The organism is Citrobacter sp. CRE-46, assembly GCF_059615875.1.
Map to the genome: position 1 here is coordinate 1 of NZ_JCAPUG010000004.1, position 16,878 is coordinate 16,878.

Consider the following 16,878-nt stretch of genomic DNA (forward strand, 5'->3'; position numbering starts at 1 on the left):
TTGAATAGCGGAACATTTTCCGATGCTACCTATTTCGACTGGTCGGAATACGACTCAGTAAACCAGCGTGAAGCACGCGGTTCTGCTGTTGTTTCTCCGAAGCGTACTCGCCGTCGTCGCGGAACACACTCGACGACGTGTAAGTGTGCTGATCCTAAATATCTTCGACCTGCGAACTTTAACCAGCTCCCGAAAGTCCTTCGGGACGGGTATCATCGTGCCCAGAAACGTCGTTTCTCGCGGCATCCGTATTTCGTGCATATGCGCACAAATGCTGGCCGTGAGCGCGATTTCCGACAGGAACGCCAGCATCTCCTCGATGCACTGGCCGTTCTGGTGGTCAGCGGTTGCGACATTGCCACGTTTAACGTCGCCCTCAACAGTTCACAGATATGCAAGGCGTTAAGTCCCAAAGATTCCCGGGGTGAGGTAATACCTGGTGAAGAGGTCACGCCTTCCCGCGTTTGTCGCGCACTCGATCTGTTAGAAAATTACGGCCTTATCGAGCCGTACATGCGTCGCCTGGACCCGTACACAAAAACATACCTCCCGCGTCATGTCACTTTAACAGAGCAGTTTTTCAAGCTCCTCCAGGTCAATCTCGATCTGCTGTACAAAGAGCGGGAAGAACGTCTGCGCGCGCTGGCTGAGGGGATTCTTGCCCCTGGCGAAGTGATGTCCGTAAAAGCGGCCCGACAGCGCTTCTTTGACGAGAAAGTGGCGCAGGCCCTGAAGGTTCGCCGCGAGCGAGCGATAGAACAGAAGCGCCTTTCCAGAATTGCGCGTTCTACCCGGCTCGATGACCGGCAGTTCCAGATTGCAGCCTGGCTGATCAACACGCGGCCGGAAGTCTCAGGCATGACTCCGGATGATTTCGAGTTGCTGGTCTACCATTACCTGCGTCAGATCAAGCTCAATTTTGACGCTGAGTCACCAGGCTAACTTAACTTTCACTCCTCGTTTTTCCTCTACCGCCGCTGGCGGTTTTTGTGCTTCCCCGCGTTTAAAAACTGGCTGAAAAACCATCAATAAAGCCTGCCGTTACGACACGCATTACCGGCGAAAAACCCCCTGATGATGCAACCTGGTCATGTCCCTGTAGTTATGCACAAATATCCGCAAATATAGAGGACTTCTTACCGGCAATGACTGGAAGTGTTACCCGCAAGTTTTTCTTAATCTTTTGGTAGCCCTGGGCTCTTTCTTACCAACGAACGCTTACGCGCCTTTGCCCTTTTTAAACATTCAATTAAAAACGGATCTTATTCAGTCCCGCTTTCCTGTGGAAAACGGGGATAATGTCCGCCCTTGCAGCGGACTACGTCCGCGCCGGTTCGGAAACAGCAAATGTACCTCCCGCCACTACGCGGCGGGCATCAGTCAGAAGTAAATAGTTACAACATCCAAAATATTTACGCAAAGACATGAACCGTGCACACCTGAACCATCACAGCCCCTCCCCACCACTGAAAAGCGAGGCCGCCCCGGCCCAAAGGGCCGGAACAACATCGCTTTTAATGCTGGATGATGTAACTAAACTTTTTAGTCGCTGTTAGTTATGATCGCTGGAAGTTTTATATAACACGCCCGTAAGCGGCCCTACGGCCCGCTAACGCGGAGATACGCCCCGACTGCGGCTACGCCTTGTCGTGACCACTCCGACAGCGCACATCAATGCCTGCGTCGTTTGAAAGCGGGTTTTGACTTAGCAGGGAAGGGGATGTTGATAGCGATCTTCTATCGATCAACCGGCTGCGCCGGGCTACGGCGCCATTTTGCTACAGTAGCACCACCGACATCGGCTGGCGCCTTTATGCGCTTCGCGCATTCAGAAGACTGACTGCGCACTGCTCGCCAGTCTGAAACATTTACTACCTTCAGAGGCCTCTTTTATGCGATTCGCGTATCTCTGCAGGTTCCGGTCAGTTATACCCGCCCTAAAGGACGGGTTTTATGGCGCTCTGGATAACAGGAGACCGTCATGTCCGGTTCCGTGGGAGCGCAAGGGATGAATTCCATTGCGCGACCCGATAATCCCAAATTGCTGGAGAAGAAAATGGCGCAGACTGACGGCCGATAACCGATTACTCTTACTCGAAGGTTCCCTTCACGCAGGCTTTACCGTCAACCACCATCTGTTTGCCGTGAGCATAAACCTGCTCAATACATAATTCTGGTGTCATAACCAGCAGATCGGCATCCTTACCCGGAGCAATTTCACCTTTAGTGGAAAGGTTAAGAAAGCCTGCCACACTGGTCGTCAGCGGACGCAATGCATCGGTCAGGGTAAACCCGTAATCGTTGACTAATGACTGCACGGTTTCAAGTAAGCTCTCGAAGCCCGCCACACCAATCCCGGTCAGTTTTCCGGCATCATCAAACAACGGCTGGCTACCATTACCATCCGAGCTGACCGTTATCCGGGCAAGCGGAATACCGGCTTTCAGTGCCCGGGCGACAGCTTCAGCCGGTGCGACAGGATCGGGGATTCCGCTGGTGATGTCGATGGTGCCGCCTTTGAGCGCAAAAGCCAGTGCTTCTTCGAACAGCGCCTCATTGCGGTTAACGTGGGTCGGGAGCAACTTGCTCATCGGTACATCGCTATTTTCCAGAATATCATACAGCGGTTTAAGCCCCTTTTTGCTGTCGCCCATATGGAACACGCTGACACCCGGTTTGCTGCCCAGCAGGCCACCCACGCGGGATTCCGCTGCCATATTTGCCAGTTGGTAATCACCAGGTGCGGCAGAACGGTGGTCTGAAACTGCACATTTAACGCCGATGACGCGATCGATCAGCGCCACATCTTTTTCTACCGAACCGGTGATTGTCGGTGAAGGGACATGGTAAGCGCCGGTTAACATCCAGGCGGTAATCCCTTCTTCATTCAGCGCCTGTGTTTTCGCCAGCAGCGATTCCGGATGACGGGTCACGGAGTCGGTGCCGAGCAAACCAATGACGGTAGTAACCCCGGCTTCAGTCAGTCTGCTCAGTCTGACTTCTGGCGTACGGGTAGTGGGACCCGCTTCACCACCGCCGCCAATCAGGTGAACATGCTGATCGATAAAGCCAGGACACAGAATCAGTCCCCTGAGATTGATAACCTTACAATCTGGCACGATGTGAGGAGAGATATCGCGTGCCACAGCAATAATCTTGCCGTTGGCGAGAAGCACGTCGCTGATCCCCTGGTCTTCCGGGGTGTAAAGATGCGCACCTTGCATCAACGTAAACTCTGCGAAGGATAAATCAGGCATGATAATTCCCTTTTAAACAATGATCTGCATAACCCAGATCGACAGCAGTGCGTTGATGGCACACACGGCGATGATGTGGGGATAATATTTGGCGTTTACTTCGGCGGTACCGAGGCAGCGACCCACGTTCTGCACAGGGTTACCCATCAGGTATATCGCCGGAAGCAGCACGGTGACGTCGTGACCATTTAAGGCTCCCGCCGTGAGCAGACTGGCAGAAACGCCTACCGCGCCGCCCATGCTCATTAGCGACGCTAAAAGCACGGTGGCGGCTTCACCGGGAAGTCCCCACAGAGCCATAACGGGCTGGCAAATGTGCCCAACCCAGTCAAGTAAACCGGTAATTTTCAGCGCCTGAATAATGACGAATGCCATAACAACGTTCGGCAGCAGGTTAGTGGTGGCAATCGTAAAGCCGCGGCGGGCACCATCGATGAACATGTCCATGACATTTTTGCGTACCTGAGTGGTCATGCTTGTGCTCCTTGCGTTGGGTTACGGCGTTCTTCAAAATTGATCCAGATACGTAGCAGGTTGGCACCGACAAATTTAAACACCAGGATGACAGCCAGAGGGACGATAACGGACGTTCCCAGAAACGCGAAGACAGCAACACCAGAGGAAAAATAGTTGGTAATAATTGCGCTGCCGCTGGTCTGGTACGCTGCAAAAATGACTTTATCGCGCTCAGTGATTTCGCCATCCTGCGCCAGTTCTTTCGTCATCCCCGCGGCGGCATCGGTGTTTTGTAAGTTAGCGATGAGCGCCAGCGAGCAGATGCCCGGAATACCCAGCAGGGGTTTCAGGATGGGCGTCATCAGCTGTTGCGCCGCACGCAATCCGCCAAGACCGTCGGTGATAGAAATAATGCCCAGTGACAAAATGACAGAGGGAGCGAGTTCCAGCGCGAAAAGAAAACCATCTTTTGCGCCCGTACCGCCCGCGCCCCGGAAGGTTACGGTCGTTTGTTCAGCGCCATTTGCGATCTGGCCAAACGAACCGTTCAGCACGGTAAAATCAAAAACACGCCACCAACCTTCCGTTCCGGAAAATACGCCGGAAAAGAAAATGATGGTCAGAAAAAAAGCCAGGTATCCCTTGAGTCCGACTTTATCTGTTGCAGGCGGCAACGCCGCCTGTTCCCTTTGTTGCGCCATAGCGAACCCCGTTATTTTTTTGATGATGTTGTTTGTTGCGGCAGGCCAGAAGTGGCCATCACTCAATGACCTTAACAGTCATGTGGGTATGGGGAAAATGCAAAAATGTTTCTTTTAATTCGTTTTTTGCATAGGGCGACAGAATGAATGATAAATGACACCATCTGCAGACATTCAGTTGAATCTATCCGGGGGGCGTTTGGGAAACGGACAATATTGAACGTTAAGGTTATTTTTTGACCTGTCTACTTTAGCTGGACTCAGCCGACTACCGGAATCGTCCTTGCCCCATTCAACCAGTATAGCGCGGGCGAACATCCTGCTGCGATGGCCTGACCTGTTCAAAAACAGGCCTGTCATACAATAATTCTCAATATCTAAACATCCACCCAGTAGAGCAGGGATCAGCAGCTGTGCGGCGTCGCTGCGCATTCCTTACTTTATTTCCGGGTATAATCCCCTGTATATTTTCGGTTACCTTTTGTACTGAAAAGGAGTTCGATTCTTATGGCTATGAAACTGGTCCGCAAAAAAATATCCGTGGCGACCTTATTCGCTGGCTTACGCACGATGAAGAAATGGCCGTTAAGAATATTTCCGGACTCAGAGACTTTACCGATCGGCCGCAGCATTCTCTGGCCACTCAGGTTCTCAGGGAAATGCGTCGGCTTGAGGCCTGGCTGCAGTGCGACTGTGTTCCGGGGGATTCACCGGCGATGAATACTGCCAGTCTGTACAAAGATACAGGAAAACTATATCTGTCCGGCTTTAACCATGAACATGCAACCGGCTGTCCTATGTACCGGCCGTTCAGCGGTGATGCCGGGGCAACATCTTCCGGTGCCCGGAAACGTGCCGGAAGCCGGCGGATTAATTACCGAAATTTTCTGCCTCCGGATGATGAACAGGCCACAATCAGGATGCCCGGACGTCCTGAACCACAAAGAGATGATCGAACCCGGCGTACGCGTCGACCGCGAATTGCCCGCCTTTTACTTTCCCTTATTGAAAATGCTGGCCTTAACCAGCTGACCACACTCTGTCCTCTCCCATCCCGGAGTATCAGGGATTCTCTGATTGACCTGCAAATTGTCACGCAAAATCATGAGTTTATACGTGGACGCTGCTTGTCTGAAATTGTGCGCTTTCAGCCCGGTATGGGGGCTTATGCTCAGGAACAGCTGATGAAGGAACTTGAGCAACCGGATACACACTGGCCAGCCGGCAGAACTCGTATGTTCTTCCAGATTTTTATGTCCGACCATGTCAGTCGGGCTGAAGTGGCATTCCACTGGTCAGATGGTGCCAGAGTGTTCCGTCCGGAACGTGGAGTCAGCATCAACGGCGAATCACTGGAAGGAGGGCGTCCTCCCTACTGGGTTATCCTTTCATTCCGCCGGGGAGATGACGGGAAAATTATCTGCAGCGAAGGGTATGCTCATGCACTTTTCCATAAGGTGTGCCCGGTCCCGGTGGACAGTGATCTCGAGCGCGGCACGCTGAAAAGCCTGTCAACCGTTGCAAAATGGCTCAGTAATAAGCCAGATGCTCCCAAACTGAGTCTGGAGAAACCCTTATTTGATATTGAAATCTGCACCGATGGTGAAAATGGGTATGTACTCCCTGATTTTATCGTCATGGCAACAATGAAAGATGGCAAAGGCTCCAGAGTGGTCATTGAAACAATGGGATACACCGATGATGACTATTGTGAGAGGAAAGCCGAACAACATAAGGGAATGCGTCAGATTGGACTTCTCCAGACTGATCCCCCCAGGTGGCCACAGGAAATAAAGACGTCTTTCGAAAGACATCTCTTTGGTGTCCTTTATAATCTCAATACACCAGAACTAATAAAAACTGATGAGGCATTAAATTAAAGGCTATATTTTATTATGGTGTTGATATTATAACTATTTTTAAGGGAGGTTATTATACCTCCCTTAATGCACATGGAAAGCACTTTTCAAGCTATTTCTTTTCATTCAACAGGTAAATTGTGTTTTTTAATGAAAGACAGCTTATCCCAGTACCCTCTTTGAAAGATAATTTTATTATTTACTATTTGAAAAAAACCACAACCTCTCAAACCTAATGATGAACGCCACTCTAAAATTGCCCATTGTCCATCTTCGAAAATATTTTCGACGATACAAACCATATCAGGGATAGAAAAATCTTGTTCAAACATTTTCCTTATAGCCTCTTTCCCAATAACAGGCTCATTAGCAACCTGATGGTTTATTGCATTATCATCATATAATTCTGAAATAGTTTCTACATCTGCATTATTAAATGCGTCAACCCATTGGCAAAGAATCTCTTTTGGCTTCATGTAATTTATCTCCAAACCTGTAAGCATTTCAAAATGTTGGATTGCAATCAAAAATCATCAATTTCAATATTTATTTAAAACATGGCTAAATTTAAAATACAATAGTAATTCCAATATCACAAGCCATAGTGTGAGGAAAATCTCATTTTATTTAATGTTTATTTCCTTCCATTTCACAATTCACTTAGGATAAAGTTGTTTTCAAATTTGGAATGCATATCACCGTACCGAGCGTGGAGTATGTTTACTTTCAGTCACTGGAGTACCTCGGTGGTAATGATAGTAAAGACTCTCAAATATGCATAATAACAATCCAAACCATACAGCTGAAAAACAGAATAACTCAGGGTAATTAATAACCTCTTTAAAAATAAGTATGGCTATAATAAATTGCAGGGATGGTTCTATATACTGAGCAAGACCTGTCACAATAAGAGATGTATGATTTAGCGCAACGGCAAATAACACTAATGGGATAACTGTAACTGGGGCGGTCAGAATATAGAGGAACAGAGGGATATCATGTGATGTTGTTGCACTGGCGCCAGTATATATAAAGATGAAAAGAGCAACAGGCAAGGCCCAGAATGTTTCAAGTGTGATTGAGGTTATGGGGTCATAACGAATGAATTTTCGCGCCAGACCGTACAATGCAAATGAAAATCCCATGACCAGCGCAAGCAGAGGAAAACTGTTTGCTGAAAAGATTTGATAGGCAAGACCACACACGCCGGAAAAGACCGCTATAATTTGAAACAATGATAATTTTTCTTTCAGGAACACACACCCAAGACAAATAACAAAAAGTGGATTGATAAAATAGCCCAGACTGGCATCAAGCACCTTATGATTTGTGAGCGCATAAATAAAAGCCGACCATGAAACCACCATTAATAATCCTGCTATCATGCAGGATATGAATGATGTTTTATCTTTAAGCAAATCGCGAACCAATGTTCTCTTACGAAATAACAGTCTTATTGGCAGTAACAAAGGAATAGACCAGACAACTCTGTACATCAAAATCTCAGCCAGTGCTCCGCCTGACAAGTATTGATAAAATAAGGGAATTAGGCCCCATAATACAAATGCCAGAACAACAACTGCGGGTCCATTTCGCAGAAACTTTACCATTTAAGTAGATCCTTGCATGCTGTGGCGATGTGTCCTGCTGTAGAACCGGTTGCCTGACCGTAACCGACGAGGTTTCAGTTACAGAACTTCATCTCATCTACAGTCTGGTTGATATTCAAAATCAGAGGGAATTTTATCACAACCGTATCTGATAATAAGATGACAAAAATCAATGGCAACAGCTTTCATTGCCTGAGTGAAACGTGGGTATAAATACTGTTGTAAGCGCAGTTGTACGGGTGGTATAGTCAAACAACACAATTTAATACAGTTGTTTTCCCAGCTGGCGCGGCTCATAAATTTCCCTTTCCTGACAGCCCAAGAAGGAACTCACGGCACAGTATGTTGAAACCGGAACAGATTAAACCTGGTGGGCTCCTGACCAGTATCCATGATCAGAAACTGACAGAGTTACTCAATCAAATTTCACGTAATATCGAGATGGCTCAGTCAAAAGATGAACTGATCGCTATCATTGGCCTGGTTAAGTCTTTTGGCGCTCCCCTGAAATTCAGCCACAGCCGCTATAAACTTCTGGCACTTTTCACAGGCCTTATTGCGCTGACTATGGGACTATTTTCTGATGAGTTTTATATAAAATTTCATTACCAGTCGACGGCGTTTACTGTTTTCTTCGCACTTTGTACTGCCGCACTGATTTTTTTTATGTGGCGCAAAAGTTCCCGTGTGCGTTCTCTGGCCGAACGACTCTATCTCCGGGCTCTGTTATTCGATAACCAGTTATACGAATTAACATCTGAATTGTCATTATTTGAATCGCAATTGTTTAATGATTATTGTGAATTCAGACGGGGTAATTACTCCCGGGAAATAAAAAAAGGGTACAGGGGTAATTACAAGGGCAATCTCCATACGTTCGATTACACTGTTTACCATTTTCATTATGTTGATAAACGCACTGAAACTGAAACAGACAGTAAGGGGCATACCAGAACCCGGACGGTTTATGATCATTATAATCGCTACGGGATAGCATTAGAGTTTCGTTTTGTAAGGCAGCTGGCCATCACGGGTAAATCGATTAGTGGTTTTAAAGGTAAACGCTACAAGACATCATCTAATCAATTTAACCGCCTGTTTAAGGTCGTTGCACATGATGAGATGGTGGCTGCGCGTTTTCTGATGCCGGCAGTCGTGTTAACCTGTGAGGAAGCTGCGAATGAATTTGAGTCACTTAATCTTGAGTTTAGCAGTGTAGCTGGCTTATGTATGTCCTTCGAAGATGACAATGTCGTTTACGGAGACCCTCAATTTGATTTTAATTCACCGGATGACTTCATGTGCGAAGTCAGAGAGTATAATCCACTCCCTAAGTTAAGAACGGCGCTGGAATTTATTCATACGTTAATGATGTTCTCAGATAATAACTTCAGAAAGGATAATGAATAATGGAAGTACTTGTATTGGTGGGATTAGTGGCTGTCATTATTCTTACAGTCATCGTTATTTATAACAACATTATAAAGCGTATGAACGCAGTTGCCCGCGCGTGGACTGATGTCGTCGTCCAGGAGCGACAGAAGAACAATGTACTGCCCTCACTGGAGAAGATAGCCTCCGGGTATGAAGAGTACGAGGCAACGATCATGACGCAGATTACGAGGCTTCGTGCTGATCTAAAGCGACTGGATGCGGCTAACATGGATTTTAGTGCACTGAATGATACGCGCAGCCATACAACAGCTCTGCTCAATGGCCTGTATGCCGTTGCCGAGAACTACCCGGTACTGAAGGCTTCCGATTTGTATCGCGGGCTGATGGCGGAAATCTCTGAGCAGCAGCAGAATATCAGCGCCGCCATTCGCATCTTTAACAGAAACGTTGAAGACTTCAATAACGGCATCGAGATGTTTCCACACTCACTGGTTAACAGTCTGTTCAATAAAAAACATAAGCTGGCCACGTTCAAGGATACTCAGGCTGAGAGCGGCTTTGAGTACAGTCCTGACATTCACTAATCATTACCTGGTACAGAGAAAATCTACTGTACCGGGTTACCACACCGGTACGTCGGTCATTTACTATCAGATTAATATGGCCTCTCGTGAGTGGTTATCAGCGCTGCACACGTAATAACTGGTGACTACGCATTGCAGATAAGAGGTTCCTGCTTTCATGTAACGATAGAAAGTTCTCGCTGTGATGCATCCAGGTCAACCCCAATGTTTCCGGGCCAAAGTTCCTGCTGGTATGCGAACAGTGAAAACTTGGATGGTAAAGGGGTCTGACGCTCAGTGGAACGAAAACTCACGTTAAGGGATTTTGGTCATGAGATTATCAAAAAGGATCTTCACCTAGATCCTTTTAAATTAAAAATGAAGTTTTAAATCAATCTAAAGTATATATGAGTAAACTTGGTCTGACAGTTACCAATGCTTAATCAGTGAGGCACCTATCTCAGCGATCTGTCTATTTCGTTCATCCATAGTTGCCTGACTCCCCGTCGTGTAGATAACTACGATACGGGAGGGCTTACCATCTGGCCCCAGTGCTGCAATGATACCGCGAGACCCACGCTCACCGGCTCCAGATTTATCAGCAATAAACCAGCCAGCCGGAAGGGCCGAGCGCAGAAGTGGTCCTGCAACTTTATCCGCCTCCATCCAGTCTATTAATTGTTGCCGGGAAGCTAGAGTAAGTAGTTCGCCAGTTAATAGTTTGCGCAACGTTGTTGCCATTGCTGCAGGCATCGTGGTGTCACGCTCGTCGTTTGGTATGGCTTCATTCAGCTCCGGTTCCCAACGATCAAGGCGAGTTACATGATCCCCCATGTTGTGCAAAAAAGCGGTTAGCTCCTTCGGTCCTCCGATCGTTGTCAGAAGTAAGTTGGCAGCAGTGTTATCACTCATGGTTATGGCAGCACTGCATAATTCTCTTACTGTCATGCCATCCGTAAGATGCTTTTCTGTGACTGGTGAGTACTCAACCAAGTCATTCTGAGAATAGTGTATGCGGCGACCGAGTTGCTCTTGCCCGGCGTCAACACGGGATAATACCGCACCACATAGCAGAACTTTAAAAGTGCTCATCATTGGAAAACGTTCTTCGGGGCGAAAACTCTCAAGGATCTTACCGCTGTTGAGATCCAGTTCGATGTAACCCACTCGTGCACCCAACTGATCTTCAGCATCTTTTACTTTCACCAGCGTTTCTGGGTGAGCAAAAACAGGAAGGCAAAATGCCGCAAAAAAGGGAATAAGGGCGACACGAAAATGTTGAATACTCATACTCTTCCTTTTTCAATATTATTGAAGCATTTACCAGGGTTATTGTCTCATGAGCGGATACATATTTGAATGTATTTAGAAAAATAAACAAATAGGGGTTCCGCGCACATTTCCCCGAAAAGTGCCACCTGACGTCTAAGAAACCATTATTATCATGACATTAACCTATAAAAATAGGCGTATCACGAGGCCCTTTCGTCTTCAAGAATTTTATAAACCGTGGAGCGGGCAATACTGAGCTGATGAGCAATTTCCGTTGCACCAGTGCCCTTCTGATGAAGCGTCAGCACGACGTTCCTGTCCACGGTACGCCTGCGGCCAAATTTGATTCCTTTCAGCTTTGCTTCCTGTCGGCCCTCATTCGTGCGTTCTAGGATCCTCCGGCGTTCAGCCTGTGCCACAGCCGACAGGATGGTGACCACCATTTGCCCCATATCACCGTCGGTACTGATCCCGTCATCAATGAACCGGACTGCCACGCCCTGAGCGTCAAATTCCTTTATCAGTTGGATCATATCGGCAGTGTCGCGGCCAAGACGGTCGAGCTTCTTAACCAGAATGACATCACCTTCCTCCACCTTCATCCTCAGCAAATCCAGCCCTTCCCGGTCTGTTGAACTGCCGGATGCCTTATCGGTAAATATACGGTTTGCTTTCACACCTGCGTCTTTGAGTGCTCTGACCTGAAGATCAAGAGACTGCTGACTGGTTGAGACCCGAGCGTAACCAAAAAGTCGCATAAAAATGTACCTTAAATCGAATATCGGACAACTCATGTCTATTATTACAAATTTACGATTTAATAGACATATTAATGTAACAGTTTTACGATGTCCGATAATTTATAATATTTCGAACGGTTGCAGTTGTGTTAAAAAAGCCGTCAGGCAGGGAGGCCGATATGCCCGTTGATTTTTTGACCACTGAGCAGGTTGAGAGTTATGGCAGGTTCACTGGCGAACCCGATGAACTTCAGCTGGCGCGTTATTTTCATCTTGATGAAGCGGATAAAGAATTTATCGGGAAAAGCCGGGGTGATCACAATCGACTTGGTATTGCCCTGCAAATCGGGTGTGTGCGTTTTCTGGGCACTTTTCTTACTGACATGAATCATATTCCTTCCGGCGTCCGGCATTTTACCGCCAGACAGCTCGGGATTCGTGATATCACCGTTCTTGCAGAATACGGTCAGAGGGAAAATACCCGCCGTGAGCATGCAGCGCTGATACGTCAGCACTATCAGTATCGTGAATTTGCCTGGCCCTGGACATTTCGCCTTACCCGTCTTTTATATACCCGGAGCTGGATAAGCAACGAACGTCCTGGCCTGCTTTTCGACCTGGCGACAGGGTGGCTTATGCAACATCGTATTATTCTCCCCGGAGCCACCACGCTGACCCGGTTGATTTCAGAGGTAAGGGAAAAGGCGACGTTGCGCCTGTGGAACAAACTGGCACTGATACCGTCAGCCGAACAGCGTTCACAGCTGGAGATGCTGCTGGGGCCAACTGATTGCAGCCGCCTGTCTTTACTGGAATCACTGAAAAAAGGCCCTGTGACCATCAGTGGTCCGGCGTTTAATGAAGCAATTGAACGCTGGAAAACTCTGAACGATTTTGGCCTGCATGCTGAAAACCTGAGTACACTCCCGGCTGTGCGCCTGAAAAATCTCGCACGTTATGCTGGTATGACTTCGGTGTTCAATATTGCCAGGATGTCACCGCAGAAAAGGATGGCGGTTCTGGTTGCCTTTGTCCTTGCATGGGAAACGCTGGCGCTGGATGATGCACTGGACGTTCTGGACGCCATGCTGGCCGTTATCATCCGTGACGCCAGAAAGATTGGGCAGAAAAAACGGCTCCGCTCGCTGAAGGATCTGGATAAATCTGCATTGGCGCTCGCCAGCGCATGTTCGTACTTGCTGAAAGAAGAAACACCGGACGAATCGATTCGTGCTGAGGTGTTCAGCTACATCCCTAGGCAAAAGCTGGCTGAAATCATCACGCTTGTCCGTGAAATTGCCCGGCCCTCAGACGATAATTTTCATGACGAAATGGTGGAGCAGTACGGGCGCGTTCGTCGTTTCCTGCCCCATCTGCTGAATACCGTTAAATTTTCATCCGCACCTGCCGGGGTTACCACTCTGAATGCCTGTGACTACCTCAGCCGGGAGTTCAGCTCACGGCGGCAGTTTTTTGACGACGCACCAACGGAAATCATCAGTCAGTCATGGAAACGGCTGGTGATTAACAAGGAAAAACATATCACCCGAAGGGGATACACGCTCTGCTTTCTCAGTAAACTGCAGGATAGTCTGAGACGGAGGGATGTCTACGTTACCGGCAGTAACCGGTGGGGAGATCCTCGTGCAAGATTACTACAGGGTGCTGACTGGCAGGCAAATCGGATTAAGGTTTATCGTTCTTTGGGGCACCCGACAGACCCGCAGGAAGCAATAAAATCTCTGGGCCATCAGCTTGATAGTCGTTACAGACAGGTTGCTGCACGTCTTGGCGAAAATGAGGCTGTCGAACTCGATGTTTCTGGCCCGAAGCCCCGGTTGACAATTTCTCCCCTCGCCAGTCTTGATGAGCCGGACAGTCTGAAACGACTGAGCAAAATGATCAGTGATCTGCTCCCTCCGGTGGATTTAACGGAGTTGCTGCTCGAAATTAACGCCCATACCGGATTTGCTGATGAGTTTTTCCATGCCAGTGAAGCCAGTGCCAGAGTTGATGATCTGCCCGTCAGCATCAGCGCCGTGCTGATGGCTGAAGCCTGCAATATCGGTCTGGAACCACTGATCAGATCAAATGTTCCTGCACTGACCCGACACCGGCTGAACTGGACAAAAGCGAACTATCTGCGGGCTGAAACTATCACCAGCGCTAATGCCAGACTGGTTGATTTTCAGGCAACGCTGCCACTGGCACAGATATGGGGTGGAGGAGAAGTGGCATCTGCAGATGGAATGCGCTTTGTTACGCCAGTCAGAACAATCAATGCCGGACCGAACCGCAAATACTTTGGTAATAACAGAGGGATCACCTGGTACAACTTTGTGTCCGATCAGTATTCCGGCTTTCATGGCATCGTTATACCGGGGACGCTGAGGGACTCTATCTTTGTGCTGGAAGGCCTTCTGGAACAGGAGACCGGGCTGAATCCAACCGAAATTATGACCGATACGGCAGGTGCCAGCGATCTTGTCTTTGGCCTTTTCTGGCTGCTGGGATACCAGTTTTCTCCACGCCTGGCTGATGCCGGTGCTTCGGTTTTCTGGCGAATGGACCATGATGCCGACTATGGCGTGCTGAATGATATTGCCAGAGGGCAATCAGATCCCCGAAAAATAGTCCTTCAGTGGGACGAAATGATCCGGACCGCAGGCTCCCTGAAGCTGGGCAAAGTACAGGCCTCAGTGCTGGTCCGTTCATTGCTGAAAAGTGAACGTCCCTCCGGACTGACTCAGGCAATCATTGAAGTGGGGCGCATCAACAAAACGCTGTATCTGCTTAATTATATTGATGATGAAGATTACCGCCGGCGCATTCTGACCCAGCTTAATCGGGGAGAAAGCCGTCATGCAGTTGCCAGAGCCATCTGTCACGGTCAAAAAGGTGAGATAAGAAAACGATATACCGACGGTCAGGAAGATCAGTTGGGAGCTCTGGGGCTGGTCACTAACGCCGTCGTGTTATGGAACACTATTTATATGCAGGCAGCTCTGGATCATCTCCGGGCGCAGGGTGAAACACTGAATGATGAAGATATCGCACGCCTCTCCCCGCTTTGCCACGGACATATCAATATGCTCGGCCATTATTCCTTCACGCTGGCAGAACTGGTGACCAAAGGTCATCTGAGACCATTAAAAGAGGCGTCAGAGGCAGAAAACGTTGCTTAACGTGAGTTTTCGTTCCACTGAGCGTCAGACCCCTTATTCTGCGGGAAGACTGGGAATTCAGTCCCAGTCATAAAAAACAGCCCGGTTATACTCAGGCCATCGAGCATATCGGTTTCATTCTGCAGGGATACGAACTCTTCACCTTCAATATGGTTCATGCACCAAACCCGGATAATCCGGACGTTGCGGTGATAAAAGACTTTGAACGCCGCCTCAACCACCGGTTTCTGCGAAAAGAAGGGGCTGTGTGGTATGCCGATTTCACCGCAAACCCCTTCCCGGATGAATTACCCGTATCGGGGAGCTACATTGAAGGGGCCAAAAAGAGTATCACCGTCAATGCCTACGAGCGGGATCCGGAAGCCCGTCAGGCCTGTATCCGTCACCACGGAGCTGTGTGCAAATGCTGTGGTTTCGATTTTGAGAAAACGTATGGTGAACACGGGAAAGGATTCATCCACGTTCACCACGTCAGGCCTCTGAGAACGCTGGGGGAAGGGTACCGGATAGATCCGGTCACGGAGCTGGTCCCCCTGTGTCCGAACTGCCATGCAATGGTTCACCGGGGAAACGAGGCTAAGCCTTTGTCTGTGGATGAACTCCGTCACCTGATTAAACAACAAAACGGAACTGTCAGTGTGGAATTGACCAGAGAGAACGTATGCGGGTAGCCGAAAATATCATACTGGGTGCGCTGCTTCGGGGTGGCTGCATTAAAACTTTTTACCGGATACCGGCACGACAGATGACGCAGTCTGTGGTCCGGCTACCCGACGGGTATGTGCTGGAGTCTCCCGGGGAGGCTGATGACATTCTGCTCAGCCACATAGATTTCCAGATGCTGGCAAAATTACTGGTCCAGACGGAAAGCTGGGAACAGGTGGTCGGCGTAACCTGTTTTGGCGGGGCCACCTGGGTGCTGAAACCAGAGAGCTGAACAGGGGCGGCTGTTTGGGAAACGCCGTACAGCGCGGGGTTAGCCCCTATTGCTACAGGCAAGCCAGTTCAAAAAACAGGCTTGCCGTACAATAATTCTCTATATCCAAACAGCCCCCTAAAACAACGGTGACAGACCGGGATATTCAGAGTGCCTGAATACCGGAGGACCTTAGTGGTTTTATGACAATGACGGATAATACTGATGACAGTTCTTTTTTTTAAAGCGTTTACCCTGACGCTGCTGGGCCTTCTGCCGATGGTCAATCCGCCCACCACCGCCACGCTGTTGCTGGGGCTGACCCGGGGTATGTCCGCGCAGCAGGTCAGTGAACAGATTAATAAAACCGCGATTTATCTGTTCATTACCTTGTGTATCACACTTTTTGCCGGCACCTCCGTCCTGAGTTTCTTTGGCCTCACGCTACCCAGCCTCAGGCTGGCGGGCGGGCTGGTGATATCGGTTATCGGGTTTCGGATGCTGTTCCCTTCGTCTGCCGGGCAGCAGAACAGCCAGGCTTCAGGTGCCATTGCGTTTGTCCCGCTGACCATTCCGAGCCTGTGCGGGCCGGGAACGATGGCGCTGGTGCTGAGCGGAGCCGTTGAGATTGCGGCACTCTCTCCGGAAATTCCCCGGCTGCCCTTATGGAGCGGTATGGTCGCGGCTTTCGCCGCCCTGAGTGCCATCAGCTGGGGGATTCTGAGAATGGCTACTCCCGTCTGCCGTTTCATGGGCGAGTCAGGCATCGATGCCCTGACCCGGATTATGGGATTTTTGCTGATTTGTATGGGGATGCAGTTTGGTATTACCGCTGTCCGGGATGTGGTTGCCGGATTCTGACAGGTAATACGGCCGTTGCTGTATAATTAATCGTCAGAACTGAGGTGTCAGATATGGTACTTC

General features: G+C 48.9%; 17 protein-coding genes. 9 read left to right on the forward strand and 8 right to left on the reverse strand.

The features are described 5' to 3' along the window. Positions 1-942: plasmid replication initiator RepA (repA, locus tag AC534G_RS26745; RefSeq protein WP_496594627.1), on the forward strand; the 942-nt coding region annotated here is incomplete at its 5' end. Positions 943-1,408: 466 nt separating this feature from the next. Next, complete coding sequence (locus AC534G_RS26750) at positions 1,409-1,528, forward strand: replication-associated protein RepA4 (protein ID WP_496594631.1); 120 nt, start codon at positions 1,409-1,411, stop codon at positions 1,526-1,528. 562 nt (positions 1,529-2,090) lie between these two features. Here AC534G_RS26750 and iadA read toward each other — a convergent pair. Genes iadA through AC534G_RS26765 form a run of 3 tightly spaced genes read right to left on the reverse strand, consistent with a single transcriptional unit; the run spans position 2,091 to position 4,414 of the window. Continuing rightward, positions 2,091-3,257: a beta-aspartyl-peptidase gene (iadA, locus tag AC534G_RS26755; RefSeq protein WP_275396326.1), complete on the reverse strand. Its 1,167-nt coding sequence runs from the start codon at positions 3,255-3,257 to the stop codon at positions 2,091-2,093. Positions 3,258-3,269: 12 nt separating this feature from the next. After that, on the reverse strand, positions 3,270-3,731 hold the full coding sequence (locus AC534G_RS26760) for a YjiG family protein (protein WP_079827035.1): 462 nt from the start codon (positions 3,729-3,731) through the stop codon (positions 3,270-3,272). Further along, positions 3,728-4,414, reverse strand: coding sequence for a nucleoside recognition domain-containing protein (locus tag AC534G_RS26765; protein WP_151216608.1), 687 nt, complete (start codon positions 4,412-4,414; stop codon positions 3,728-3,730). The genes AC534G_RS26760 and AC534G_RS26765 overlap by 4 nt, the downstream gene beginning before the upstream one ends. Before the next feature lie 536 nt (positions 4,415-4,950). Here AC534G_RS26765 and AC534G_RS26770 point away from each other — a divergent pair. Continuing rightward, entirely contained in the window at positions 4,951-6,294 is a 1,344-nt protein-coding gene (locus tag AC534G_RS26770; RefSeq protein WP_315367552.1) for a DUF8535 domain-containing protein, read from the forward strand. Between the two features lie 101 nt (positions 6,295-6,395). On the opposite strand, the gene AC534G_RS26775 is transcribed toward AC534G_RS26770, so the two are convergent. Both AC534G_RS26775 and rarD read right to left on the reverse strand, forming a co-directional pair. Continuing rightward, entirely contained in the window at positions 6,396-6,749 is a 354-nt protein-coding gene (locus tag AC534G_RS26775) for a nuclear transport factor 2 family protein (protein ID WP_079827129.1), read from the reverse strand. Positions 6,750-6,968: 219 nt separating this feature from the next. Further along, positions 6,969-7,883 carry an EamA family transporter RarD gene (gene rarD, locus AC534G_RS26780; RefSeq protein ID WP_151216615.1) on the reverse strand — a complete coding sequence of 305 codons (915 nt, stop codon included), beginning with the start codon at positions 7,881-7,883 and terminating at the stop codon, positions 6,969-6,971. 342 nt (positions 7,884-8,225) lie between these two features. On the opposite strand from rarD, the gene AC534G_RS26785 reads away from it, so the two are divergent. Both AC534G_RS26785 and AC534G_RS26790 read left to right on the forward strand, forming a co-directional pair. Further along, positions 8,226-9,293, forward strand: a complete 1,068-nt coding sequence (locus tag AC534G_RS26785; RefSeq protein WP_238046604.1) for a hypothetical protein — start codon at positions 8,226-8,228, stop codon at positions 9,291-9,293. After that, entirely contained in the window at positions 9,293-9,862 is a 570-nt protein-coding gene (locus AC534G_RS26790) for a LemA family protein (protein WP_050316751.1), read from the forward strand. The genes AC534G_RS26785 and AC534G_RS26790 overlap by 1 nt, the downstream gene beginning before the upstream one ends. Positions 9,863-10,270: 408 nt before the next feature. Here AC534G_RS26790 and AC534G_RS26795 read toward each other — a convergent pair whose 3' ends face one another. After that, entirely contained in the window at positions 10,271-11,131 is an 861-nt protein-coding gene (locus AC534G_RS26795; RefSeq protein WP_000027057.1) for a broad-spectrum class A beta-lactamase TEM-1, read from the reverse strand. Between the two features lie 182 nt (positions 11,132-11,313). Next, positions 11,314-11,871 carry a recombinase family protein gene (locus tag AC534G_RS26800; RefSeq protein WP_001235713.1) on the reverse strand — a complete coding sequence of 186 codons (558 nt, stop codon included), beginning with the start codon at positions 11,869-11,871 and terminating at the stop codon, positions 11,314-11,316. A gap of 161 nt (positions 11,872-12,032) precedes the next feature. Between AC534G_RS26800 and AC534G_RS26805 the strand changes: the two genes are divergently transcribed. Beyond that, positions 12,033-15,038, forward strand: a complete 3,006-nt coding sequence (locus tag AC534G_RS26805) for a Tn3-like element Tn3 family transposase (RefSeq protein ID WP_001143775.1) — start codon at positions 12,033-12,035, stop codon at positions 15,036-15,038. Here AC534G_RS26805 and AC534G_RS26810 read toward each other — a convergent pair. Continuing rightward, positions 15,035-15,196: a hypothetical protein gene (locus tag AC534G_RS26810; RefSeq protein WP_496594628.1), complete on the reverse strand. Its 162-nt coding sequence runs from the start codon at positions 15,194-15,196 to the stop codon at positions 15,035-15,037. The genes AC534G_RS26805 and AC534G_RS26810 overlap by 4 nt on opposite strands. Between AC534G_RS26810 and AC534G_RS26815 the strand changes: the two genes are divergently transcribed. The 3 genes from AC534G_RS26815 (at position 15,188) to AC534G_RS26825 (ending at position 16,815) form a co-directional block, all read left to right on the forward strand. Continuing rightward, a complete protein-coding gene (locus AC534G_RS26815; RefSeq protein ID WP_496594629.1) occupies positions 15,188-15,709 on the forward strand; it encodes an HNH endonuclease in 522 nt (173 codons plus the stop codon). The two genes, AC534G_RS26810 and AC534G_RS26815, sit on opposite strands and share 9 nt — an antisense overlap. A gap of 74 nt (positions 15,710-15,783) precedes the next feature. Further along, positions 15,784-15,975 carry a hypothetical protein gene (locus AC534G_RS26820; RefSeq protein ID WP_239043198.1) on the forward strand — a complete coding sequence of 64 codons (192 nt, stop codon included), beginning with the start codon at positions 15,784-15,786 and terminating at the stop codon, positions 15,973-15,975. Between the two features lie 204 nt (positions 15,976-16,179). Then, positions 16,180-16,815: a MarC family NAAT transporter gene (locus AC534G_RS26825; RefSeq protein ID WP_239043322.1), complete on the forward strand. Its 636-nt coding sequence runs from the start codon at positions 16,180-16,182 to the stop codon at positions 16,813-16,815. Positions 16,816-16,878: the final 63 nt, after the last annotated feature.